Below are 23203 nucleotides of genomic sequence, written 5' to 3' on the forward strand. Positions count from 1 at the left end.
AGGCGACATGGTGGTGGGATTGACCGGAGGCTGTTTGTGCGGTGCGGTCAGATACCGATTACGCGGCATGCCCTACCATGTGACGCATTGCCATTGCCGCAGCTGCCGCCGCGCCAGCGGCGCCGCCTTTGTCACCTGGTTCACGGTGCGGGTGCACGAACTGGAGTGGCGCGGCGAAAAACCGGTACAATACCATTCCTCCGCGGCGGTGTCGCGGGGCTTCTGCCCGCACTGCGGCTCCACGCTGACTTATTTTCACGAGTCCGATCCGGAAGAGATCGACGTCACGGCCGCGTCGCTGGACAGCCCGGAGGCCCTGGTGCCGGAGCATCATACCTGGTGGGAGCAGCGGGTGGAGTGGGGCACCGCCAGCGCGCAAAGCTCCTTGCCGGTGCATCAGCGCAGCGGCGGCTAGCCAGTAGTCAGTTCCCGCGGGCTGACGATCACGCCGTCCTCGTCGGCGTACAGCCACTCGCCTGGATGTAGTTCGCAGCCTGCCACGCGTATCGGTAGATCCTTCTGACCGCTTTCCAGCTTCACCGATTTGCGCGGGTGCGTCGCCAGCGCCTTCACCCCCAGCGGCAGCTTGCCCAGCGCCGCGCTGTCGCGGACGCAGCCGTCTATCACCAGTCCGGCCCAGCCATTTTTCACCGCCAGCTCCCCTAGCTGGTCTCCCAGCAGCGCGCAGCGGCGAGAGCCGCCGCCATCGACCACCAGCACTTTGCCGCGCCCATCTTCGCCCAGCGTGGCGCGCACCAGGCTGTTGTCCTCGAACAGCTTCAGCGTGACGATCCGGCCGTGAAAGCGGGCATGGCCGCCATAGGATTGGAAAATCGGGTCCAGCACGCGGATTTCCGCGTCGAATGCGTCGCAAAGATCGGTAGTGGCGAAATCCATAAAATGCTCCCGGGGGATGGCGTGAAAATGCCGCCCGGCCGGGTGGCGGGGCGGCGCTGCCCGCGGGGTATGCGGGCGTTCGCTTGCCGCTTGTGGCGGCTTAGTGGAACTGCTCTTCTTCGGTGGAACCGGTCAGCGCGGTGACGCTGGAGGCGCCGCCCTGGATCACGGTGGTCACGTCGTCGAAGTAGCCAGTGCCCACTTCCTGCTGGTGAGACACGAAGGTGTAGCCGCGGTCGCGCGCGGCGAACTCCGGCTCCTGCACTTTTTCCACATAGGCCGACATGCCGCGGGCGACGTAGTCCTGCGCCAGATCGTACATGTTGAACCACATGCTGTGGATGCCGGCCAGGGTGATGAACTGGTACTTGTAGCCCATCGCGCCCAGCTCGCGCTGGAATTTGGCGATGGTGGCGTCGTCCAGGTTCTTTCTCCAGTTGAAGGACGGCGAGCAGTTGTAGGCCAGCAGTTTGCCCGGATGCTTGGCATGGACGGCTTCTGCAAACTTGCGGGCGAACTCCAGGTCCGGCGTGCCGGTCTCGCACCACACCAAGTCGGCGTAGTCGGCATAGGCCACCGCGCGGCTGATGGCTTGCTCCAGACCCTTCTTGGTCTTGTAGAAGCCTTCGGCGGTGCGCTCGCCGGTCAGGAACGGCTCGTCGTTGGGATCGACGTCGCTGGTCAAGAGGTCGGCCGCTTCGGCGTCGGTGCGGGCGATCACCAGGGTGGGCACGCCGTAGACGTCGGCCGCCAGGCGGGCGGCGATCAGCTTCTGGATGGCTTCCTGCGTCGGCACCAGCACCTTGCCGCCCATGTGGCCGCATTTCTTCACCGAGGCCAATTGGTCCTCGAAGTGCACGCCGGCGGCGCCGGCGCGGATCATGGACTTCATCAGCTCATAGGCGTTCAGCACGCCGCCGAAACCGGCTTCCGCATCGGCGACAATGGGGGCGAAGTAGTCGACATAGCCCTTGTCGCCTTTTTCCAGGCCCTTGGCATGTTGGATTTCGTCGGCGCGGGTGAAGGCATTGTTGATGCGTTCCACCACCTTGGGCACGGAGTCCACCGGATACAGCGACTGGTCCGGATACATGGCCGAGTATTCGTTGTTGTCGGCGGCCACTTGCCAGCCGGACAGATAGATGGCTTTGACGCCGGCCTTCACCTGCTGCATCGCCTGGCCGCCGGTCAGCGCGCCCAGACAGTTGATGTAGGGCTCGGTGTTGACCAGTTTCCACAGCTTTTCCGCGCCGTGGCGGGCCAGCGTGTGTTCCACTTGCAGCGAGCCGCGCAGGCGCTCGACGTCGGCGGCGGTATAACCACGCTTGATGCCCTTCCAGCGCGGGTTTTCGTCCCAGTCTTTTTGGATGGCTGCAATGCGTTGTTCGCGAGTCGTCATGTTAGAACCCTTCTCGATACGTTTCTCTGCTCGCCGGGCGGACCCGGCATCCTCAAATAGCGTTTAAGCGCATCCGGTGTTCCGGATTTTTGTCAAACCAGGCCGGATCGGCATGATTTTCTGGTCCGCGCGCGGTGGCGATTTTGCGCCGTCCGCAACGGTTTCTTCCTTGGTGTGGGGCCATTATAAGCACAAAAAAAATCACTTGTGTGCGGTGCAGCACAGATAAAATTCTTGTGTTTTCATAAGCTAACAAGCCATTCACAAAAACGAATCTTCATAGGTCAGAAATGTTGCCAATGCGAAAAATCGGCAGTTGAAATTTGCGTATCTTCGTTTTCCATCTTCGCGATCAGATGCGTCGACTAGGGCTTGAAATCGCTGCAAAAGGCCCTACCTTGGGTCTGGACATCAATTTAGCCGGTGCAATTCCAAGGAAACGTCATGCAAGAAAATCAGAATCCGGCGGCAGAAGCCGTAGAAAACGAAGTGACCGATGCTGCGCATGAGGCGCATACCGAGCTGGAGCAGACACCCGAGCAGCACATTGCCGGGCTGGAGGCGGAAATCGCAGAACTGAACGACAGCCTGCTGCGCGCCCGCGCCGAGCTGGAAAACCAGCGCCGCCGCGCGCAGGACGAGGTGGCTGCCGCGCATAAATATGCAATCAGCAAGTTTGCCGCCGAGCTGGTGACGGTCAAGGATTATCTGGAAATGGCGCTGCTGGACCAGAGCGGCCAGATCGACACCTTGAAGATGGGCGTGGACATGACGCTGAAGCAGCTGGTGTCGGCCTTCGACAAGGCCCAGATCAAGGACATCGCGCCCAAGGTGGGCGACAAGCTGGACCCGCACCAGCATCAGGCCATGAGCGCGGAAGAGTCCGACGCCGAGCCGAACACCGTGCTGCGCGTGATGCAGAAGGGCTATCTGCTGGCTGACCGCGTGCTGCGTCCGGCCATGGTGGTGGTGGCCAAGGCCAAAGCATAAAAAAAGGCGCATGCCGGCCTCTTGAAAAGATCGGCATAGCCAATATTTATTGAGACAACAGGTTCCGGCTATCGCGAGTGACGCAGCCGAAGCCGAAACGGATCGAAGAAAGGAATTGAATCATGGGTAAAATCATTGGTATCGACCTGGGCACCACCAACTCCTGCGTAGCAGTGATCGAGGGCGGCAACCCGAAGGTGATCGAGAACGCCGAAGGCAACCGCACCACCCCGTCCATCATCGCTTACGTGGAAGACGGCGAGATCCTGGTGGGCGCGCCGGCCAAGCGCCAGGCGGTCACCAATCCGAAGAACACCATCTACGCCGCCAAGCGTCTGATCGGCCGTCGCTTCGAAGACAAGGAAGTGCAGAAAGACATCGACCTGATGCCTTTCGAAATCATGAAGGCCAAGAACGGCGACGCCTGGGTCAAGGTGCGCGACCAGGAACTGGCGCCGCCGCAAATCTCCGCCGAAGTGCTGCGCAAGATGAAGAAGGCCGCTGAAGACTACCTGGGCGAAGAAGTGACCGAAGCCGTGATCACCGTGCCGGCCTACTTCAACGACAGCCAGCGCCAGGCCACCAAGGACGCCGGCCGCATCGCCGGCCTGGAAGTGAAGCGCATCATCAACGAGCCGACCGCGGCCGCGCTGGCCTTCGGCCTGGCCAAGCAGGAAGGCGACCGCAAGATTGCCGTGTACGACCTGGGCGGCGGCACCTTCGACATCTCCATCATTGAAATCGCCGACGTAGACGGCGAGCACCAGTTCGAAGTGCTGTCCACTAACGGCGACACCTTCCTGGGCGGCGAAGACTTCGACCAGCGCTTGATCGACTACATCGTGACCGAGTTCAAGAAGGAGCAAGGCGTCGACCTGAAGCAGGACGTGATGGCGCTGCAACGCCTGAAGGAAGCGGCGGAAAAGGCCAAGATCGAGCTGTCCTCGGCCACCCAGACCGAAGTGAACCTGCCGTACATCACCATGGACGCCACCGGTCCGAAGCACCTGGCAATGAAGATCACCCGCGCCAAGTTCGAAAGCCTGGTGGACGACCTGATCACCCGCTCGATCGAACCGTGCCGCGTGGCCCTGAAGGACGCCGGCGTGTCGCTGTCCGACATCACCGACGTGATCCTGGTCGGCGGCCAGACCCGCATGCCCAAGGTGCAGGACGCGGTTAAGGAATTCTTCGGCAAGGAACCGCGCAAGGACGTGAACCCGGACGAAGCCGTGGCCGTCGGCGCAGCGATCCAGGGCTCCGTTCTGTCCGGCGAGCGCAAGGACGTGCTGCTGCTGGACGTGACTCCGCTGTCCCTGGGCATTGAAACCCTGGGCGGCATCATGACCAAGCTGATCCAGAAGAACACCACGATTCCGACCAAGGCGTCGCAAGTGTTCTCCACCGCCGACGACAACCAGACCGCGGTGACCATCCACGTGCTGCAGGGCGAGCGCGAGAAGGCTGCCGCCAACAAGTCGCTGGGCCAGTTCAATCTGGGCGACATTCCGCCGGCGCCGCGCGGCATTCCGCAGATCGAGGTGGAATTCAACATCGACGCCAACGGCATTCTGCACGTGTCGGCCAAGGACAAGGCCACCGGCAAGCAGGCCAACATCACCATCCAGGCATCCTCCGGCCTGTCCGAAGAGGAAATCCAGCGCATGGTGAAGGATGCTGAGGCCAACGCCGAGGAAGACAAGAAGCTGCACGAGCTGGTGACCGCGCGCAACCACGCCGAAGGCCTGATCCACAGCATCAAGAAGTCGCTGTCCGAGCATGGCGACAAGATCGGCGCCGATGAAAAGGCCAAGATCGAGTCCGCGCTGAAGGAAGCCGAGGAAGTGGTGAAGGGCGACGACAAGGACGCCATCGAAGCCAAGTCCGAAGAACTGGCCAAGGCCAGCCAGAAGCTGGGCGAGATCATGTACGCCCAGGCTCAGGCGGAAGCCGGCGCCCAAGGCGGTGCGCAGCAGGCGGAAGCCGACAAGAAGGACGACGGCAATGTGGTGGACGCCGAGTTCGAGGAAGTGAAAGACAAGAAGTAATCGTCGAATCACGCTGATCGAGGCACAGGGAATGGGGGAGGCATCTCCACCGGCCTCTGTGCCTTTGCCGTATCGAGACGACAGGGTTTGGCCGAACATGGCCGGGCCGACCAGAGAGTGAAAGACAATGTCGAAAAAAGATTATTACGATGTGCTGGGGGTCAACCGCGATGCGTCGGAAGACGACATCAAGAAGGCATATCGCAAGCTGGCGATGAAGTACCATCCGGACCGCAATCCGGACAGCAAGGAAGCCGAGGACAAGTTCAAGGAGGTCAAAGAGGCCTATGAGATCCTGTCCGATAGCCAGAAACGCGGCGCCTATGACCAGTTCGGCCACGCCGGCGTGGATCCGCAAGCCGGCATGGGCGGCGGAGGCGGCGGTTTTGGCGGCTTCGGCGATTTTGCCGACATCTTCAGCGACATCTTCGGCGGCGGCCAGCGCGGCGGCGGGCGTTCCAACGTCTATCGCGGCGCGGACCTGCGCTACAACATGGAGATCACGCTGGAAGAAGCGGCGCGCGGCTGCGAGAAGCAGATCCGCATCCCGTCGCATGAATCCTGCACCACCTGCAACGGCACCGGCGCCAAGCCGGGCACGCAGCCCAAGACCTGCTCCACCTGCGGCGGCCATGGCCAGGTGCGGATGAGTCAGGGCTTCTTCTCCATCCAGCAGACCTGCCCGACCTGCCACGGCAGCGGCAAGCAGATCACCGATCCGTGCACCAGCTGCCACGGCGCCGGCCAGAAGAAGACCACCAAGACGCTGAACGTGAAGATTCCGGCCGGGGTGGACGAGGGCGACCGCATCCGCCTGGGCGGCGAAGGTGAACCGGGCCAGAATGGCGGCCCGGCTGGCGATCTGTATGTGGTGACCCACATCAAGCAGCACGCGGTATTCCAGCGCGACGGCATGGATCTGCACTGCGAAATGCCGATCTCCTTCTCCACCGCGGCGCTGGGCGGCGAAGTGGAAATTCCGACGCTGGACGGCATGGCCAAGGTCAAGATCGCCGCGGAAACCCAGAGCGGCCGAGTCTACCGCCTGCGCGGCAAGGGCGTGAAAGCCGTGCGCGGCACCGAGTACGGCGATCTGCATTGCCATGTGATCGTGGAGACGCCGGTCAAGCTGACCGAGCGTCAGAAGGAGTTGCTGCGCGAGTTCGAGGCGATCAGCCAGGGCGATGTGGCCACCCACAATCCGCGTTCCAAATCCTTCATGGACAAGCTGCGCGATTTCTTCGAATAAGCGCCGCGTCGTTCAAGCCAAAGCCAGCCCGCAAGGGCTGGCTTTTTTATTGATGGTTCATAAAGCAAAACAGCCACCCTAAGGTGGCTGTCTGCACATTCGAAAACCGGGATGGCTTCGCTTAGAAGTTGTGCTTCATCATGGCCCAGGCCAGGGTGGACTTTTCCTGGGAGAATTTGTTGATGGTTTGCGCGTCCTTGTTGTCTTTGCGCTCGCCATAACCCACTTGCAGCAGCGTGTTCTTGCTCATGGTGTAGTCAACAGCGGCGGCCCACTGGCTGGCGCCCAGGCTGTAGCGCGTGCCGTCGATCTTGGCGTCGCCGCGCTTGGAGTACACGATGGACGGCTTGAAGTTGCCGATGGCGTAGGCGGCGTTCAGGGCCCAGGTGGTGTTTTCCACCTTGTTGCCGCCGGTATGAGCGATGGTCGGGAGGTTGGCTATGCCGGGCAGTTTGTAAGAGCCATCATCATTCTTGGCGTAGGCGTCGCCATAAGTGGTCAGCCACTGGTAGCTGGCGGCCAGGTACAGGTTGTTGGCGCTGTAGCCGCCTTCCAGACGATTGGTGGCGCTGTTGCTGCCGCCCTTGGTGTTCAGTTTGGTAGCGTTGGCGATGGCGCCGAAAAAGCCCGAATTTTGATAGGCAAGGCGCAGACCATAGCCATCGCCTTGCTTCATTTGGCCGGCAGCCTGGCTCTCGCCCGCGCCGTATTGCAGCGTGAGGTTGAAGCCGTTCCAGGTCGGGGAGTCGTAGCGCACGCTGTTCTTGAAGCGGGCGTCGCCGTAGGAGAACAGATCGGTGGCCTCGTACAGCGGGAAGTTGGTGCCCATGCCGTCGCGGCGCGGGCCGTATAGGTTGTCGGTGGCTTCGGTGTCGGCCAGCACGTCGTCCAGATGGCCAACGCGCAGCTTGCCGTAAGCGCCATCGATGCCGACATAGCTCTGGCGGTTGGCGAAGGTGCCGGAGGCGGAACCGCTGCCAGCCACGCCGTCCATGGCGAAACCGGTTTCCACCTGCCAGATGGTTTTCAGGCCGTTGCCCAGGTCTTCGCTGCCCTTGAAGCCCATGCGGCTGCCAAAGTCATCCACGCCGAAGGTGGAGTTGTAGTTGTTGGCGCTGTTCTTGGTGATGGACACGCCGGCGCGCAGCGATCCGTACAGGTTGACGTCAGCTTGCGCGAGTGCAGGGATGGCCGCGGCAATGGCCGCAACGATAATAGTTTTCTTCATGTTTCTCTAAAGCCCTTTGTTGTCATCAGCCGTGTCGGCTGCTGGTCGGCGATGTGGTTTTTTATTCCGCCGTCGTTGGGAGGCTCAGTTTTATCTGTGTCTAAATTGTTGTCAAGAAATACAAATTAACAGTAGGTGATCTTGTATAAATTATGCGATTGAAATTTTAAATACTTATTTTGATGCATTTTGCAATGTTATGTAAATCATTGGCTTATTTATAGTATTTTCCTTTTGCTATAGCCGTTTATCATATTTATGAGTTTTGAATGAAAATTCATTTCAATTTTTATTGAAAACAGCTGTGACATTTTTTCCAATACCCTGATCGCAGGCTTTCAAGTTCATGCATTGTCGTGAGCTTGCAGAATAGAGCAATGAGTAAAACTCAACTATTGCGCCAAGTCGGCTCATGTCTTGGCCATGCTGTCTGCGAGTGGGGAATGGGCGTACAATTGCCGTTGTCTTTTTGGGGGTATTGTCGACATGATTTTTGCTAATCGTTATTTTCCCGCCACCCGCATGCGCCGCATGCGCAAGGATGAATTCAGCCGCCGCCTGATGCGAGAGAACGTGCTGACCGCCAACGATCTGATCTACCCGGTGTTCGTGATGGAAGGCAGCAACCAGGTGGTGGACGTGCCGTCTATGCCGGGGGCGCCGCGGCTGACGCTGGACAAGCTGTTGTTTGTGGCGGAAGAGGCGCTGGAACTGGGCATTCCGATGTTGTCCTTGTTCCCTGTGATCACCGGCTCCAAGGACAATGAGGGCAGCGAGGCCTATAACCCGGAAGGCCTGGTGCCGCGCGTGGTGCGCGAGTTGAAGAAGCGCTTTCCGGAGCTGGGCGTGATGACCGATGGCGCGTTGGACCCGTACACCATTCACGGCCAGGACGGCGTGATCGACGCCAACGGCTATGTGCTGAACGATGAGACGACGGAAATCCTGATCAAGCAGGGCCTGTGCCATGCCGAGGCCGGCGTCGATGTGTTCGGCCCGTCTGATATGATGGACGGCCGCATCGGCGCCATCCGCGAGGCTTTCGAGGAAGAAGGCTATATCCACACCAAGATACTGGCCTATTCCGCCAAGTATTCGTCCGGCTTCTACGGCCCGTTCCGCGATGCGCTGGGCTCGTCGGCCAATCTGGGCAAGGCCGACAAGAACAGCTACCAGATGGATCCGGCCAATATCGAGGAAGCCATCCAGGAAGTGGCGCAGGATCTGGAAGAGGGCGCCGACATGGTGATGATCAAGCCGGGCATGCCGTATCTGGACGTGATTCGCCGCGTCAAGGACACCTTCCGCGTGCCCACCTTCGCCTACCAGGTGTCAGGCGAATACGCCATGCTGAAGGCGGCGTTCCAGAATGGCTGGCTGAACGAGGAAAAGTGCATGATGGAAAGCCTGCTGGCGTTCAAGCGCGCCGGCGCCGATGGCATTCTGACCTATTTTGCGATGGATGCCGCGCGCCTGCTGCGCCAGCGCTAAAATGAAAAGGTAAGCCGCGCCCCCTGCCCGGAATGGGGTCGGGGGCGTTTGTTTTTGAGGGAAGACATCATGGACGTGCTGCATTCCACTTGGTTTTGGGTGGCGATCATCGCCGCGCCGGCCATTACCGTGGTCGGCGTGCTGGCCAGGCTGGCCAAGCGCGAACCGCCGATCCAGCTGCCGCCCGGCGTGGCGCCGCTGGCTTGGGATGATGAAGAAGATGCGCCGGCTGGCGAAGCGGAAAAGTTGCGGGAAGGTGACAGAGTCCCGCCAAAACAATGATAACTGTCACTGCTGGCGATGAGTGCGCTGGGCTAGAATGGCTACAGTTTTCGTGGCGCGCCGCCGCGGGCGGGGCGCGGTGCCTTCGGACGCGGGTTCGATTCCCGCCTCCGGCCTATGCAAAGGATTGTCATGAATCACACTTACCTGGCCCATCTGCAGGCCACGCTGGCCCAAATCCGGGCCGATGGTTACGAAAAACCGGAACGCGTGATCGCTACGCCGCAAAGTTCCGACATCGCGCTGGCCGGCGGCGAGCAGGTGCTGAACTTCTGCGCCAACAACTACCTGGGCCTGGCCGACGACAAGCGCCTGGTGCTGGCCGCCAAGACCGGCATGGACCATTACGGCTACGGCTGCGCCTCGGTGCGTTTCATCTGCGGCACGCAAACCATCCACAAGCAGCTGGAAAAATCCATTTCCGAATTCCTGGGCACTGACGACACCATTCTTTACTCCAGCTGTTTCGACGCCAATGGCGGCGTGTTCGAAACGCTGCTGAGCGAAGAGGATGCGGTGATCTCCGACGAGCTGAACCACGCCTCCATCATTGACGGCGTGCGTCTGTCCAAGGCCAAGCGTTTCCGCTACAAGAACAACGACATGGCCGATCTGGAGGCGCAATTGATCGCCGCCGAAGAGGCCGGCGCGCGCTTCAAGCTGATCGTCACCGACGGCGTGTTCTCGATGGACGGCATCATCGCCAACCTGAAGGGCCTGTGCGAAGTGGCCGACCGCCACAGCGCCATCGTGATGGTGGACGACTCCCATGCCGTCGGCTTCATCGGCGAAACCGGCGCCGGCACGCCTGAGCTGTGCGGCGTGGCCGAGCGCGTGGACATCTATACCGGCACGCTGGGCAAGGCGCTGGGCGGCGCGTCCGGCGGTTACGTGGCCGCGCGCCAACCCATCGTCGACCTGCTGCGCCAACGTTCGCGTCCGTATCTGTTCTCCAACACGCTGGCCCCGGCCATCGCCGCCGCCAGCGTGGAAGTGCTGAACATCCTGAAGAGCGGCGAAGGCGCCGAGCTGCGGGCCAAGGTGCGCCGCAACGCCGAATTGTTCCGCAAGGAAATGTCCGCCGCCGGCTTCATGCTGGTGCCGGGCCAGCACCCCATCATCCCGGTGATGCTGGGCGATGCCCGCCTGGCTGGCGAAATGGCCGCCAAGCTACTGGCCGAAGGCGTGTACGTGATCGGCTTCTCCTATCCGGTGGTGCCCAAGGGCAAGGCGCGGATTCGCACCCAGATGTCCGCCGCGCACAGCGAAGAGCAAGTGCTGAAAGCGGTGGCCGCGTTTACCAAGGTAGGCCGCGAACTGGGCGTGATTTAAATTATTGAGCTGAAAGAACAACGAGTTTGTGCCACGAAAAACACGAAATGACACGAAATGCAAATCAAGGGCGGATTTCCTGTAATGGATCGGTCGCCTCGTTTGTTCGTGTCGTTTCGTGGGTTTCGTGGCAAAGATGGCTTGTGGTTCTCGCTGCATAGAGGTTTCCATGAAAGCACTAGCCAAACTGCAGGCCGCTCCCGGCCTGACCATGACCGATGTTCCGATGCCGGAAGTCGGTCACAACGATCTCTTGATCAAGATCACCAAGACCGCGATCTGCGGCACCGACATCCATATCTGGAACTGGGACGAGTGGTCGCAAAAGACCATCCCGGTGCCGATGCACGTTGGCCATGAGTACGTCGGCGTCGTCGCTGGCATGGGGTCGGAAGTGCAGGGCTTCAAGATCGGCCAGCGCGTCTCCGGCGAAGGCCATATCACCTGCGGCTACTGCCGCAATTGCCGCGCCGGCCGCCGCCATTTGTGCCGCAACACCACCGGCGTCGGCGTCAACCGCGAAGGCGCGTTCGCCGAATACCTGGTGATTCCGGCCTTCAACGCCTTCCCGATTCCGGACGATATTTCCGACGACCTGGCGTCTATCTTCGACCCGTTCGGCAACGCCGTGCACACCGCGTTGAGCTTCAACCTGGTGGGCGAGGATGTGCTGATCACCGGCGCCGGCCCGATCGGCATCATGGCGGTGGCCATCGCCAAGCATGTCGGCGCGCGCCATGTCGTGATCACCGACGTCAATGATTACCGCCTGGAGCTGGCCAAGAAGATGGGCGCCACTCGCGCCGTCAACGTCGCCAAGCAGGATCTGAAGGCGGTGATGCAGGAACTGCACATGACCGAGGGCTTTGACGTGGGCCTGGAAATGTCCGGCAATCCGCAGGCCTTCCGCCAGATGCTGGAGACGATGAACCACGGCGGCAAGGTGGCGCTGCTGGGCATCCCGCCGTCCAACACCGCCATCGACTGGAACCAGGTGATCTTCAAGGGCCTGGAGATCAAGGGCATTTACGGCCGCGAGATGTTTGAAACCTGGTACAAGATGGTGGCGCTGATTCAGTCCGGCCTGGACATCCGCCCCATCATCACCCACCACTTCAAGGTTGACGAGTTCGAGCAGGGCTTCGCCGCCATGCTGTCCGGCCAGAGCGGCAAGGTGATTCTGGACTGGCAGTAAATCCCCGCCTGTCCATACCGGAAGGCCGCCCGATTGCCGGGCGGCCTTTTTGTTTTCCTGCGCACAAGGATTGGGCGCGCAGGCTCATGGCAAAGCCCTCGGCTTGACCGCCATCAACGAGCGCCGGACCGCTAGCTGGATAATCAGAAGCTAATAAATATCCTGTTCAAGGAGAGGCTGATGATTGCGGTGATAGGCGCCGGAGTGTCCGGCTTGTCGTGTGCCTGGTGGCTGCAGCGCCAGGGGGCGGCGGTAAGCGTGTTCGAGGCCGCCGATAGCGTCGGTGGCAAGGTCAGGACGGAGCAGGGAGAGGCGCTATGCGAAGCGGGGCCGCATACCCTGCTGGCGGATGAGGAGCTGTTGCAATGGCTGCCGTCGCTGGGGCTGGAGCCGGTGTGGCCGCATAGCGACGGCCGGCAGCGCTACATCCTGCTCAATGGCCGCTATCGGCGGCTGCCCGCCGGCCCCTTGCAGCTGCTGGGCGGCGATTTGCTGAGCTGGCGCGCCAAATGGCAGGTCGTAGCCGGCATGCTCAGGTCCGGCGAGGAGACGGCCGGCCTGGATAGCGTCGCCACCTTCTGCGATTCGCGCTTTGGCCGCGAAATGCTGTCGCGAGTGATGGAACCCATGGTGGGCGGCATTTTCGCCGGCGATCCGCGCGAGCTAAGGCTGGAGGAAACCCTGCCCGATCTGGCCGAGGCGGCGCAATGCCGCGGGCCCTTCTTGGGCGGCTTGATGCGGATGAACCGCCGGTTGGGCCGCCGCCGCAGCTGCACCCTGCGCGGCGGCTTGCAGCAATTGCCGCGCCAGTTGGCGCGGGATCTCGATGTCCGTCTGAATACCGCGGTAACCGCGCTCAGGCGGGAGGGCGCCGGCTGGCGCCTGCGCACCCATTCCGGCTGGACTTATGCGGAACAGGTGGTGCTGGCTTTGCCGGCCACCCAGGCCGCCATGCTGCTGCACCCGCTGGCGCCGGCATTGGCCGATGCCTGTCGGCGCATTCCCTATGCGCCGCTGGCGGTGGTGTCTACCTTGCTGGATGCCGATGCCTTGGCCAGCCCCTTGCCCGGAGGCGGCGCGCTGCATCCGCATGGCGAGGACACCTTGACGCTGGGTTATCTCTCGGTCAGCGCCAACTATCCGCATGTCTGCCAAGACGATAAACGGCTCTTGACCTGTTTCATCGGCGGGCGGCGTCGTCCCGACTTGCTGCGCCTGAGCGACGAAGACTTGTTGTCTCGGGTCAATGCCGAGCTTGACGAGTTGTTCGGTTTGCGCGCGCCGCCGTTGTCGCAACGGATTACCCGCTGGTCTGAGGCGCTGCCGCAAGGCACGGCCTTGCAGGGGAGGGTGCGGCGTCTGGCGCAGCCGCTGGCGGCGCAGGGACTGCATGTCTGCGCCAACTGGCTGGACGGCGTTTCGCTGGCGGATTGCCTGCGCAAGGGGCGTCGTCTGGCGGACCGCTTGGGCGGCGTCAGCCCGTCCGGCTTTGCGTGAGCGGCGGCAGGCGGTAGAATCGACGTTTATTTGTCAATTCTTCCAACGACACATTTATGCTTACCTTCCAGGAAATCATTCTCAAGCTCCAGCACTACTGGAACCGCCAGGGCTGCGCGCTGCTGCAGCCCTACGATACCGAAGTCGGCGCGGGCACCTCGCACACCGCCACCTTCCTGCGCGCGCTGGGTCCTGAGCCCTGGAACGCCGCCTATGTGCAGCCTAGCCGCCGTCCCAAGGACGGCCGCTATGGCGAAAACCCTAACCGCCTGTTCCAGCACCACCAGTTCCAAGTCGTCTTGAAGCCGTCCCCGTCGAATATCCAGGAGCTGTATCTGGGTTCGCTGCAGGAGCTGGGTCTGGACCCGACGCTGCAGGATATCCGCTTCGTCGAGGACGACTGGGAAAACCCGACGCTGGGCGCCTGGGGCCTGGGCTGGGAGGTGTGGCTGAACGGCATGGAAGTGACCCAGTTCACGTACTTCCAGCAAGTGGGCGGCCTGGATTGCAAGCCGGTGCTGGGCGAGATCACTTACGGCCTGGAGCGTCTGGCGATGTATCTGCAGGGCGTGGAGAACGTCTACGACCTGATCTGGACCCATCTGCCGGACGGCCAGCCGGTGACCTACGGCAATGTGTTCTACCAAAATGAAGTGGAGCAGTCGAAGTACGCTTTCGAGCACAGCAATGTCGAGCTGCTGTTCCGCCAATTCAATGATTACGAGGCGGAAGCGAAGAAGCTGCTGGAAGCCAGCCTGCCGCTGCCCGCCTACGAGATGATCCTGAAAGCCGGCCACACTTTCAACCTGCTGGACGCCCGCGGCTCCATCTCCGTGACTGAGCGCGCCGCCTATATCGGCCGCATCCGCAATCTGTCGCGCGGCGTGGCGCAGGCGTATTACGACGCGCGCGAGGCCCTGGGTTTCCCGATGTGCCGCAAGGACTGACGCGGCGGCGGCGCGGCGATCGCCTATGCTGTTAAGGCCGGTCAAACCGGCCTGATCAACTAGGAGAGTGAAGATGAAAGCCTGCGCTGCAACCTTGTTCCTGGCTAGCCTGCCGGTCTGGGCTGAGTCGCCCGCCGATTGGGTGGTGTATCAGGATGGCAGCCAGCTGCAGCTGGCGGTGGACGGCAACTCGCTATGGCTGGGCAAAGACGGACTGGTGCACTTCATCAACCAGGAGCGTTTCGCCAAACAGCGCTACGAGAAGCCGTACAAGCTTCACTACTACATCCGCCGCACCACAGGCTACGCCGATTGCAAGCAGTACCAGTATGTGTTTGTCGGTTCCGAGTATTTCGACCAGAACAACAAGCACCTGTTTTCCACGATGTTCCCGGTGCCGCGCTATGCCTGGAAGTGGCAGCCGGTGAACGAGGATTCCGTCGCCCACGCCATGATGAAGGTGATCTGTGACGCGGCGGGAAACGCCTCCCAATAATTGAAATCGAAGAGAATGAACGCAACCCTGCTGATCGAACTCCTGACCGAGGAGCTGCCGCCCAAGGCCCTGCCGCGTCTGGCTGCGAGCTTCGCCCAGACCATCTCCGAAGAACTGAAGAAGGCGCAGTTCGCCGCCGCCGATGTCGAGCCGGTGGTGTACGCCTCGCCGCGCCGCCTGGCGGTGCAGCTGCCCGGCGTGCTGGCCGTGCAGCCGGACCAGCACATCACTCGCCAAGGTCCGGCCGTGGCCGCCGGCATGAAAGATGGCCAGCCGACCCCGGCCCTGGCCGGCTTTGCCCGCTCCTGCGGCGTGGATGTGTCCGAACTCTCCATCGTCAACAACGGCAAGCAGGATGTGTACGCCTATTCCAGCACCAAGACCGGCGAAGCGCTGTCCGCCGTGCTGGCCGACGTGGTAGCGCTGGCGCTGAAGAAGCTGCCGGCGCCCAAGCTGATGCGCTGGGGCGATTCCGACGTGCAATTCGTCCGTCCGGCGCATGGCCTGATCATGCTGCATGGCGACAAGGTCATCGCCGGCGAAGTGCTGGGCCTCAAGAGCGGCAACGCCACCCGCGGCCACCGTTTCTTGTCGCAGGGCGAGGTGTTGGTTGCCCACGCCGACGATTACGCCCGCACCCTGCATGAAGCGGGCAAGGTCATCGCCAGCTTCGCCGCCCGCCGCGAGCTGATCGGCCACAAGCTGGCCGAGGCCGCCGCCCGGCTCGGCGCCACCATCGCCGCCCCGGACGCGCTGTTCGATGAGGTGACGGCGCTGGTGGAATGGCCGGTGGTGCTGGAAGCCGGCTTCGAGGCCGAGTTCCTGCAAGTGCCGCAGGAATGCCTGATCCTGACCATGCAGCAAAACCAGAAGTATTTCCCGCTGCTGGACAAGAACGGCAAGCTGATGAACCGCTTCCTGCTGGTGTCCAATATCGCGCCGCAGGATCCGTCTTTCGTGGTCGGCGGCAACGAGCGCGTGCTGCGCGCCCGCCTGTCCGACGCCAAGTTCTTCTTCGAGCAGGACAAGAAACATCGCCTGGACAGCCGCCTGCCGCGTCTGGCCAATGTGGTGTACCACAACAAGATCGGCACCCAGCTGGAGCGCGTGGAACGCCTGCAGAGCATCGCCGGCGCCATCGCCCGCGAGCTGGGCGCTGACACCGCCCTGGCCGCCCGCGCCGCCTACCTGGCCAAGGCCGACCTGGTGACCGACATGGTCGGCGAATTCCCGGAGCTGCAGGGCATCATGGGCATGTACTACGCCCTGCACGACGGCGAGCACGCCGATGTGGCCGCCGCCATCGAGGGACACTACCACCCGCGTTTCGCCGGCGACACGCTGCCGGCAGGCAAGATCGCCACCGCCGTGGCGCTGGCCGACAAGCTGGAAACCATCGTCGGCATCTGGGGCATCGGCCTGATCCCGACCGGCGATAAAGATCCGTTCGCGCTGCGCCGCGCCGCGCTGGGCGTGGTGCGGATGGCGCTGGAAGCGGACCTGGACCTGAAGCAGCTGCTGGCCATCGTGGCCACCGCCTTCCCCGAAGGCAAGCTGTCCTCCACGGTGGCCGACGAGGTGTTCGGCTTCATGATGGACCGCCTGAAGAACTTCCTCGCCGCCGATTGCAAGGGCGACGAGATCGACGCCGTGCTGGCCCTGGCGCCCAGCCGCATCCACGAAGTGCGCGCCGTGCTGGCCGCCGTGGCGCAGTTCAAGGCGCTGCCGGAAGCGGCCGCGCTGGCCGCCGCCAACAAGCGCGTCAACAACATCCTGAAGAAGGCCGAAGGCGGCATTGGTGAGGTCAATCCCGCGCTGCTGCAGGAAGCCGCCGAACAGGCGCTCTACGCCGCAGTGCAGGAGCTGGCGCCGGCGGTGGAGGCCAAGTTCGCCGCCCACGACTTCGCCGGCGCGCTGGCGCAGCTGTCCAGCCTGAAGGCGCCGGTGGACGCCTTCTTCGACGGCGTGATGGTGATGGCCGAGGACGCCCAGGTCCGCGCCAACCGCATCGCGCTGCTGGCTCGCCTGGCCGCCTTGTTCAACCGCGTGGCGGACATCTCGCTGCTGGCGGAGTAAGCGTAGGGCGGAAGCCCGGCCATGCCGGGCGTTCCGCCAAGCCGCCAGTCGGAAAGCGTGCAAACGGCGGAACGCCCCGGCGGGGCTTCCGCCCTACTCATTGGAGAAACCGTGAAGCTAGTCATTCTGGACCGGGACGGCGTGATCAATCAGGATCGCGACGATTTCGTCAAGAACAGCGTGGAATGGGTGCCGATCGAGCATAGCCTGGAAGCCATCGCCAATCTGACCCAGTCGGGCTGGCGCGTGGTGGTGGCCACCAACCAGTCCGGCATCGGCCGCGGCCTGTTCGACATGCACGCCTTGAACGCCATGCACGAGAAAATGCACCGGCTGGTGGGGCAGGCGGGCGGCCGCATCGACGCGGTGGTGTTCTGTCCGCACGCGGCGGACCACGGCTGCGAATGCCGCAAGCCGCTGCCGGGCATGGTGCTGGAGATCGCCGAGCGCTTCAACGTCAAGCTGGAAGGCTTGCCGCTGATCGGCGACAGCCTGCGCGATCTGGAAGCGATCGCCGCGGTCGGCGGCCAGCCCATGCTGGTGAAGACCGGCAAGGGCGTCAAGACGCTGGCGGCCGGCAAGCTGCCGGAAAACACCCTGGTGTTCAACGATTTGTACGATGCCGCCGAGCATCTGATCAATCATCACTGAGGTAGATACTGCAAGCATGATCAGTCTTTTGATACGCAACCTGCTGTACTGGCTGGTTCTCATCGTCATTACGCCGCTGTTTTTCTGTCTATTGCTGCTGGCCGCGCCGCTGCCGCGCCGCGCGCGCCACGTATTCGGCGTCAGCTGGGCGCTGACCTTGCTGTGGATGCTGGAGCACGTTATCGGCCTGAAATACAAGGTGCTGGGAAGCGAAAACATCCCGACGGAGCCGTCGGTGATCTGCTCCAAGCATCAATCGGGCTGGGAAACGCTGGCGCTGCAAAAAATCTTCCCGTGGCAGGTGTATGTGGCCAAGCGCGAGCTGGCCTGGATACCGCTGTTCGGCTGGGGCCTGGTGTTGATGAACCCGATCATGATCAACCGCTCGGACCGCTCCCGCGCCAATCAGCGTTTGCTGGAGCAGGGGCTGGAACGCAAGCGCCACGGCTTTTGGATCACCGTGTTCCCGGAGGGCACCCGCACCAAGCCGGGCCGCATCGGCAAGTACAAGCTGGGCGCGGCGCGCATGGCCAAGCAGTTCGACATGCCCATGGTGCCGGTGGCCCATAACGCTGGCGAATTCTGGCCGCGCAACGCTTTTCTGAAATATCCGGGCGAGGTCACCGTGGTGGTGGGCCCTGCCATCCGTCCGTCCGAAAGCGTCGGCCCCGAATCCATGATGGCCGAAGCCGAGGCCTGGATCGAAGCCCGCCAGCGCGAAATCGGCGGCGTCGGTCCGTTTGCCGATCCCGATGAAAAACGCCAGCGTCTGGCATCGCCTGCCTCTGCCTGACGGCGACGTGCCGGTGCTGCTGACGCGGCGGACGCGTCAGAGCATAGGCATACGGGTGCGCGACGGCGTGGTCGAGCTGATTGCCGCGCCCGGCGTCAGCCAGGAGCGTCTGCATCAGGTGCTGCGGCAGCGCCACGACTGGATCGTCGGCCATGTGCTGCGCCAGCGCAGCCAACTGGCCAAGAGCGACGATCTGAGCCGGCTGACGCTGCTGGGCGAGGCGCTGGGCTTGCGCCTGATCGGCGGCGGCCGCAAGACGGTGCGGCGCGACGGCGACGTCCTGCTGGTGGCCGGCGTGGCAGAAGGCGACGCCGAGGCGCTGAAGGCCGTGCTGGCCAAATATCTGAAACGCGAGGCGGCGATACTGTTTCCCGGCCGCCTCTCCCTGCTGGCGGCGCGTTGCCGCCGCAAACCGAGCCGATTGCAGCTGTCTTCCGCGCGCACGCGCTGGGGCAGCTGCAGCGCGGAAGGCGGCATCCGCCTGAATTGGCGGCTGGCGCAGGCCCCGTTGGCGGTGGTCGATTACGTCATCGCCCACGAACTGGCTCATCTGGAACACATGAATCACTCGCCGGCGTTCTGGGCTGAGACCGAGCGTCTTTGCTCAGGCTGGCGCGAGTCTCGCCGCTGGCTGCGACAGCATGGCGGCGAGTTGTTTGCCTTTGGCTGATTTTGAGGATTTTGTCATGAGAATGCTCCACACCATGTTGCGCGTCGGGAACCTTGAACGCTCGATATCGTTCTATCAGGAAGTACTCGGCATGAAACTGCTGCGCCGTTCCGATTTTCCGGAGGGCCGTTTCACGCTGGCCTTCGTCGGCTATGGCGACGAGGCCGATCACACCGTGCTGGAGCTGACCCATAACTGGGACACCGAATCCTACGAGCTGGGCAACGGCTATGGCCACATCGCCATCGAAGTGGAAGATGCCTATGCCGCCTGTGACATGGCGCGCGCCAAGGGCGGCAAGGTCACCCGCGAGGCCGGCCCGATGAAGCACGGCACCACCGTGATTGCCTTCATCGAGGACCCGGATGGTTACAAGATCGAGTTCATCCAAAAGGGTAGCCGCTAAGCGCGGCTGACAAAAATCCTGGTGCCGCGTTGCGCCGCCTGGCCGTACTTGCGTGTGCGGGCTCAGGCGGCGCGTTTTGCCTCCGGCGCTTTGCGGGTTTTTGTCAGCCACTCCAAGTTTTCGCGCGTCTGGCAGGACTTGCGACACGCACAGGCCGGCACCCGGAAGCCCGGCCTGTGCCGACAAGCACAACCGGGAATGCTCTGGCAGCTTCGCGCTGCGTTTTTATCTACGGGCCATGCCCGCGGGAAGGACTGATGAAAAATAAACTGATTACCCTGGCGGGCGCCATGCTGTTGCCCGCCGTCGCCCAGGCAGCGGATCTGGATGGCGCCTCGCTGAGCCTGGGTTGGGCGGTGCCGTTTGCCGGCATCCTGCTGTCCATCGCCTTGTTTCCGATGCTCGCGCCCGGCGTGTGGCACCATCATTTCGGCAAGATCACCGCCGGCTGGACCGCCTTGTTCCTGCTGCCGTTCGCCGTGATGTTCGGCCTGGGGCAAACCGGCGAACTGGTATTGCACGCGCTGTTCACCGAATACATTCCCTTCATCGTGCTGCTGTTCGCGCTGTACACCGTGTCCGGCGGCATTCTGGTATGGGGCTCGCTGCACGGCTCGCCCAAGCTGAATACCACCATCCTGGCCATCGGCACCGTGCTGGCTTCCATCATGGGCACCACCGGCGCGGCGATGCTGCTGATCCGCCCGCTGCTGCGCGCCAACGAGGGCCGCAAGCGCAATGTGCATGTCGTGGTGTTTTTCATCTTCCTGGTGGCCAATGTCGGCGGCGGCCTGACCCCGCTGGGCGATCCGCCGCTGTTCCTGGGCTTCCTGAAGGGCGTGACCTTCGGCTGGACCTTCCAGCACATGCTGCTGCCGGTGCTGCTGTTGGCGGGCCTGCTGCTGACGATCTTCTACTTCCTGGATCGGCATATGTACGCCAAGGAAGCGGCAGAGGGCACGCTGAAGCCGGTGGACACCAGCCATGACAAGCCGCTCAAGCTGTACGGCAAGCGCAACTTCTGGTTGCTGACCGGCGTGGTGGCCGCGGTGCTGATGTCCGGCCTGTGGAAGCCCGGCATCGTCATCCACCTGCCGGGCGCGCATCTGGAGCTGCAAAACCTGCTGCGCGACGGAATCCTAGTGCTGCTGGCCTTCGCCTCCTTGTGGATCACGCCCAAACAGGTTCGCGCCGGCAACGAGTTCAACTGGCTGCCGATTCTGGAAGTGGGCAAGCTGTTTGCCGGGATTTTCATCACCATCGCCCCGGTGATCGCCATCCTGCGCGCCGGCGAGCACGGGCAACTGGCCAGCCTGGTGCACGCGGTGTCCGGGCCGGAAAGCCAGCCGCTGGAGATCATGTACTTCTGGATGACCGGCATCCTGTCCAGCTTCCTGGACAACGCGCCGACCTATCTGGTGTTCTTCAATCTGGCATCCGGCGACGCCGCCACCATGATGGGCCCGCTGGCCGATACGCTGTTGGCCATCTCCATGGGCGCGGTGTTCATGGGCGCGATGACCTATATCGGCAATGCGCCTAACTTCATGGTCAAAGCCATCGCCGAGCACCGCCACGTCAAGATGCCGGGTTTCTTCGGCTACATGATGTGGTCCGGCGCGGTGCTGCTGCCGTGCTTCGTGCTGCTGACGGTGGTGTTCTTCTAGATCTCCCAGCCAGTGCCAAACAAAAAGCCCGTCGCAATCGCGACGGGCTTTTTGCTGGCTGATCAGAATCAGGCTTCAGACAACGCCGGCTTCAGTTCCTGCTGCGGAGCCGGACGGCTCAGCAGCTGTTTCCAGCGGCGGCAGGCGGAGATCAGAATCACCAGGCCCAGGGCCAGCATCACGATGGAGATGCCGGCGTTGAACAGGTTGTAGCCCTTGGCGGCCGGGTTCAGGTACACGTTTTTGACCATCCAGTAGCCGGCGTAGTTGACGGTGACGTACAGGTAGGCCAGCGGCACCAGGCAGGTCATCATATAGCTGCGCTTGTGCGACAGGCGCAGGATGATGGTGGCGCCGATGATCAGGCCGATGGAGGCCATCAACTGGTTGGACACGCCGAACAGCGCCCACACCGAGTTGATGTCGCCGGAGTTCAGCAGGTATCCCCACATCACGCAGGCCACGATGGAAGCGCCGATCGCGCCGGGCATCCAATCGGTGCGCTTCAGCGGCGCCCACAGATCGCCGACGAAGTCCTGGATCAGATAGCGGGCGACGCGGGTGCCGGAATCGATGGCGGTGAGGATGAACACGGCCTCGAACATCACCATGAACTGGAAGAAGTAGGACGCCAGATTGCTGAACCACGGGATGCGGGTGAAGATGTCCGCCATGCCCACGGCCAGGGTCACGGCGCCGCCGGTACGGCCGTACAGATCGAGGCCGATTTCCTCGGACAGCTTGGGCAGATTCACCACGTCCATGCCCAGGGTGTGGAACACGGCCGGCGCGGAGTTGATGGCGAAGTAATCAGCCGGATGCAAGGCGGTGGCGGCGATCAAGGCCATCACGCCGACTACGCATTCGGCCAGCATGGCGCCGAAGCCCACCGGCAGGATGTCGCTCCACTTGTCGATCTGCTTGGGCGTGGTGCCGGAGCCGATGAAGGCATGGAAGCCGGAAATCGCGCCGCAGGCGATGGTGATGGAGATGAAGGGCCATACCGGACCGGACAGCACCGGGCCGCCGCCGTGGATGAACTGGGTCACAGCCGGGAACTGGATTTGCGGGTTGATGAACACCACGCCGACCACCAGGAGGCCGAACACGCCGATCTTCATGAAGCTGGACAGGCAGGCGCGCGGGGTCAGCAGCATCCATACCGGCAGCGCGGTGGCGAAGAAGGCGTAGATCGGCAGCAGCAGCGATACGGTAGACGCCTTCAGCGACAGCCATTCGCCCAGCGCGGTGTGCTGGATGTAAGGACCGGCGAACACACAGGCCATGATGGCGGCGATGCCGACGTAGCTGGCATTCTTCATGCTGCCGGTCACGCGTTCCCACAGGCCGACGCCGATGGCGATGGGGATGGTCATGAACACGGCGAAGGCGCCCCACGGGTTGCGCTCCAGCGCATGCACCACCACCATGGACAGGCCGGCCATGGTGATGGTGATGATGAACAGCATGGCCAGGCCGGTGCACCAGCCGGCCAGCGGACCGAGCTCGGCCTTGGCCACTTCCGACAGCGACTTGCCGTGGTGCTTCATCGAGGCGAACAGCACCACGGTGTCGTGCACCGCGCCGCCGATGACACAGCCGATCAACAGCCACAGCATGCTGGGCAGGTAGCCGTACTGGGCGGCCAGCACCGGACCCACCAAGGGGCCGGCGGCGGCGATGGCGGCGAAGTGGCCGCCGAAGGCCACCCATTTGCTGGTGGGCACGTAGTCCTTGCCGTCCTTCAGCTCATGGGAAGGGGTGACAGCGCTGTCGTCGACGCCCAGCACCTTGCGCGTGAAGAATACCCCGTACAGGCGGTAGCAGATCGCAAGAATGCACAGGCTGCCGATCACAAAAGTCAATGCGTGATCCATGATCGTGGCTCC

The 23203-nt window shown here is 62.6% G+C and carries 21 protein-coding genes; 17 read left to right on the forward strand and 4 right to left on the reverse strand.

Annotation, left to right across the window (positions count from 1 at the left end):
• Nucleotides 1-67 precede the first annotated feature (67 nt).
• Nucleotides 68-415, forward strand: coding sequence for a GFA family protein (locus tag JHD59_RS07070; protein ID WP_233163930.1), 348 nt, complete (start codon nucleotides 68-70; stop codon nucleotides 413-415).
• On the opposite strand, the gene rraA is transcribed toward JHD59_RS07070, so the two are convergent.
• Together rraA and aceA are read right to left on the reverse strand one after the other, a co-directional pair.
• Nucleotides 412-897, reverse strand: coding sequence for a ribonuclease E activity regulator RraA (gene rraA / locus JHD59_RS07075; protein WP_199153727.1), 486 nt, complete (start codon nucleotides 895-897; stop codon nucleotides 412-414). The genes JHD59_RS07070 and rraA overlap by 4 nt on opposite strands.
• A 100-nt stretch (nucleotides 898-997) precedes the next feature.
• Nucleotides 998-2296, reverse strand: coding sequence for an isocitrate lyase (aceA, locus tag JHD59_RS07080; protein WP_103321030.1), 1299 nt, complete (start codon nucleotides 2294-2296; stop codon nucleotides 998-1000).
• Nucleotides 2297-2740: 444 nt separating this feature from the next.
• Between aceA and grpE the strand changes: the two genes are divergently transcribed.
• The 3 genes from grpE (at nucleotide 2741) to dnaJ (ending at nucleotide 6583) form a co-directional block, all read left to right on the forward strand.
• Nucleotides 2741-3286, forward strand: coding sequence for a nucleotide exchange factor GrpE (grpE, locus tag JHD59_RS07085; RefSeq protein ID WP_233163931.1), 546 nt, complete (start codon nucleotides 2741-2743; stop codon nucleotides 3284-3286).
• Between the two features lie 122 nt (nucleotides 3287-3408).
• Nucleotides 3409-5334: a molecular chaperone DnaK gene (gene dnaK, locus JHD59_RS07090; protein ID WP_199153729.1), complete on the forward strand. Its 1926-nt coding sequence runs from the start codon at nucleotides 3409-3411 to the stop codon at nucleotides 5332-5334.
• A gap of 127 nt (nucleotides 5335-5461) precedes the next feature.
• Nucleotides 5462-6583 (forward strand): molecular chaperone DnaJ, encoded by a 1122-nt coding sequence (gene dnaJ / locus JHD59_RS07095; protein ID WP_103319715.1) that lies wholly within the window; start codon nucleotides 5462-5464, stop codon nucleotides 6581-6583.
• A gap of 121 nt (nucleotides 6584-6704) precedes the next feature.
• Here the strand turns inward: dnaJ and JHD59_RS07100 are convergent, their stop codons facing one another.
• Nucleotides 6705-7811 (reverse strand): porin, encoded by a 1107-nt coding sequence (locus JHD59_RS07100; protein WP_199153730.1) that lies wholly within the window; start codon nucleotides 7809-7811, stop codon nucleotides 6705-6707.
• Nucleotides 7812-8297: 486 nt separating this feature from the next.
• Between JHD59_RS07100 and hemB the strand changes: the two genes are divergently transcribed.
• The 13 genes from hemB (at nucleotide 8298) to JHD59_RS07165 (ending at nucleotide 21314) form a co-directional block, all read left to right on the forward strand.
• Complete coding sequence (gene hemB, locus JHD59_RS07105; protein WP_199153731.1) at nucleotides 8298-9302, forward strand: porphobilinogen synthase; 1005 nt, start codon at nucleotides 8298-8300, stop codon at nucleotides 9300-9302.
• Between the two features lie 69 nt (nucleotides 9303-9371).
• Nucleotides 9372-9584: a hypothetical protein gene (locus JHD59_RS07110; RefSeq protein ID WP_199153732.1), complete on the forward strand. Its 213-nt coding sequence runs from the start codon at nucleotides 9372-9374 to the stop codon at nucleotides 9582-9584.
• Between the two features lie 132 nt (nucleotides 9585-9716).
• A complete protein-coding gene (locus JHD59_RS07115; RefSeq protein WP_199153733.1) occupies nucleotides 9717-10916 on the forward strand; it encodes a glycine C-acetyltransferase in 1200 nt (399 codons plus the stop codon).
• A gap of 169 nt (nucleotides 10917-11085) precedes the next feature.
• Nucleotides 11086-12111, forward strand: a complete 1026-nt coding sequence (gene tdh / locus JHD59_RS07120; protein WP_103319725.1) for an L-threonine 3-dehydrogenase — start codon at nucleotides 11086-11088, stop codon at nucleotides 12109-12111.
• A 180-nt stretch (nucleotides 12112-12291) separates the two neighbouring features.
• On the forward strand, nucleotides 12292-13608 hold the full coding sequence (gene hemG, locus JHD59_RS07125; protein ID WP_199153734.1) for a protoporphyrinogen oxidase: 1317 nt from the start codon (nucleotides 12292-12294) through the stop codon (nucleotides 13606-13608).
• Between the two features lie 56 nt (nucleotides 13609-13664).
• Nucleotides 13665-14555 carry a glycine--tRNA ligase subunit alpha gene (glyQ, locus tag JHD59_RS07130; protein WP_043621275.1) on the forward strand — a complete coding sequence of 297 codons (891 nt, stop codon included), beginning with the start codon at nucleotides 13665-13667 and terminating at the stop codon, nucleotides 14553-14555.
• 73 nt (nucleotides 14556-14628) lie between these two features.
• Entirely contained in the window at nucleotides 14629-15051 is a 423-nt protein-coding gene (locus JHD59_RS07135) for a surface-adhesin E family protein (protein ID WP_103319730.1), read from the forward strand.
• A gap of 15 nt (nucleotides 15052-15066) precedes the next feature.
• Nucleotides 15067-17127, forward strand: a complete 2061-nt coding sequence (gene glyS / locus JHD59_RS07140; protein ID WP_199153735.1) for a glycine--tRNA ligase subunit beta — start codon at nucleotides 15067-15069, stop codon at nucleotides 17125-17127.
• 111 nt (nucleotides 17128-17238) lie between these two features.
• Nucleotides 17239-17778 (forward strand): D-glycero-beta-D-manno-heptose 1,7-bisphosphate 7-phosphatase, encoded by a 540-nt coding sequence (gene gmhB / locus JHD59_RS07145; protein ID WP_043621266.1) that lies wholly within the window; start codon nucleotides 17239-17241, stop codon nucleotides 17776-17778.
• 16 nt (nucleotides 17779-17794) lie between these two features.
• The gene (locus JHD59_RS07150; RefSeq protein WP_199153736.1) at nucleotides 17795-18571 is read left to right on the forward strand and encodes a 1-acyl-sn-glycerol-3-phosphate acyltransferase; all 777 of its coding nucleotides are present in this window, start codon (nucleotides 17795-17797) and stop codon (nucleotides 18569-18571) included.
• Nucleotides 18531-19241 (forward strand): M48 family metallopeptidase, encoded by a 711-nt coding sequence (locus JHD59_RS07155; RefSeq protein WP_233163932.1) that lies wholly within the window; start codon nucleotides 18531-18533, stop codon nucleotides 19239-19241. The genes JHD59_RS07150 and JHD59_RS07155 overlap by 41 nt, the downstream gene beginning before the upstream one ends.
• Nucleotides 19242-19257: 16 nt before the next feature.
• On the forward strand, nucleotides 19258-19647 hold the full coding sequence (gene gloA / locus JHD59_RS07160; protein ID WP_043621258.1) for a lactoylglutathione lyase: 390 nt from the start codon (nucleotides 19258-19260) through the stop codon (nucleotides 19645-19647).
• A 257-nt stretch (nucleotides 19648-19904) separates the two neighbouring features.
• Nucleotides 19905-21314, forward strand: coding sequence for a sodium:proton antiporter (locus JHD59_RS07165; RefSeq protein WP_199153737.1), 1410 nt, complete (start codon nucleotides 19905-19907; stop codon nucleotides 21312-21314).
• Between the two features lie 68 nt (nucleotides 21315-21382).
• Here the strand turns inward: JHD59_RS07165 and JHD59_RS07170 are convergent, their stop codons facing one another.
• Nucleotides 21383-23191 carry a carbon starvation protein A gene (locus JHD59_RS07170; protein WP_103319741.1) on the reverse strand — a complete coding sequence of 603 codons (1809 nt, stop codon included), beginning with the start codon at nucleotides 23189-23191 and terminating at the stop codon, nucleotides 21383-21385.
• Between the last annotated feature and the right edge of the window lie 12 nt (nucleotides 23192-23203).

The organism is Chromobacterium sp. ASV23, assembly GCF_016428945.1.
Classification (GTDB): Bacteria; Pseudomonadota; Gammaproteobacteria; order Burkholderiales; family Chromobacteriaceae; genus Chromobacterium; species Chromobacterium sinusclupearum.

What these genes read in the sequence shown, in the direction of transcription:
- JHD59_RS07100 (WP_199153730.1), bottom strand. Translation starts at nt 7,811, where the DNA reads ATGAAGAAAACTATTATCGTTGCGGCCATTGCCGCGGCCATCCCTGCA.
- tdh (WP_103319725.1), top strand. Translation starts at nt 11,086, where the DNA reads ATGAAAGCACTAGCCAAACTGCAGGCCGCTCCCGGCCTGACCATGACC.
- JHD59_RS07155 (WP_233163932.1), top strand. Translation starts at nt 18,531, where the DNA reads ATGAAAAACGCCAGCGTCTGGCATCGCCTGCCTCTGCCTGACGGCGAC.
- dnaJ (WP_103319715.1), top strand. Translation starts at nt 5,462, where the DNA reads ATGTCGAAAAAAGATTATTACGATGTGCTGGGGGTCAACCGCGATGCG.
- rraA (WP_199153727.1), bottom strand. Translation starts at nt 897, where the DNA reads ATGGATTTCGCCACTACCGATCTTTGCGACGCATTCGACGCGGAAATC.
- JHD59_RS07170 (WP_103319741.1), bottom strand. Translation starts at nt 23,191, where the DNA reads ATGGATCACGCATTGACTTTTGTGATCGGCAGCCTGTGCATTCTTGCG.
- JHD59_RS07135 (WP_103319730.1), top strand. Translation starts at nt 14,629, where the DNA reads ATGAAAGCCTGCGCTGCAACCTTGTTCCTGGCTAGCCTGCCGGTCTGG.
- grpE (WP_233163931.1), top strand. Translation starts at nt 2,741, where the DNA reads ATGCAAGAAAATCAGAATCCGGCGGCAGAAGCCGTAGAAAACGAAGTG.
- glyS (WP_199153735.1), top strand. Translation starts at nt 15,067, where the DNA reads ATGAACGCAACCCTGCTGATCGAACTCCTGACCGAGGAGCTGCCGCCC.
- gloA (WP_043621258.1), top strand. Translation starts at nt 19,258, where the DNA reads ATGAGAATGCTCCACACCATGTTGCGCGTCGGGAACCTTGAACGCTCG.
- glyQ (WP_043621275.1), top strand. Translation starts at nt 13,665, where the DNA reads ATGCTTACCTTCCAGGAAATCATTCTCAAGCTCCAGCACTACTGGAAC.
- hemG (WP_199153734.1), top strand. Translation starts at nt 12,292, where the DNA reads ATGATTGCGGTGATAGGCGCCGGAGTGTCCGGCTTGTCGTGTGCCTGG.
- JHD59_RS07165 (WP_199153737.1), top strand. Translation starts at nt 19,905, where the DNA reads ATGAAAAATAAACTGATTACCCTGGCGGGCGCCATGCTGTTGCCCGCC.
- JHD59_RS07070 (WP_233163930.1), top strand. Translation starts at nt 68, where the DNA reads ATGCCCTACCATGTGACGCATTGCCATTGCCGCAGCTGCCGCCGCGCC.
- dnaK (WP_199153729.1), top strand. Translation starts at nt 3,409, where the DNA reads ATGGGTAAAATCATTGGTATCGACCTGGGCACCACCAACTCCTGCGTA.
- JHD59_RS07110 (WP_199153732.1), top strand. Translation starts at nt 9,372, where the DNA reads ATGGACGTGCTGCATTCCACTTGGTTTTGGGTGGCGATCATCGCCGCG.
- hemB (WP_199153731.1), top strand. Translation starts at nt 8,298, where the DNA reads ATGATTTTTGCTAATCGTTATTTTCCCGCCACCCGCATGCGCCGCATG.
- JHD59_RS07150 (WP_199153736.1), top strand. Translation starts at nt 17,795, where the DNA reads ATGATCAGTCTTTTGATACGCAACCTGCTGTACTGGCTGGTTCTCATC.
- JHD59_RS07115 (WP_199153733.1), top strand. Translation starts at nt 9,717, where the DNA reads ATGAATCACACTTACCTGGCCCATCTGCAGGCCACGCTGGCCCAAATC.
- aceA (WP_103321030.1), bottom strand. Translation starts at nt 2,296, where the DNA reads ATGACGACTCGCGAACAACGCATTGCAGCCATCCAAAAAGACTGGGAC.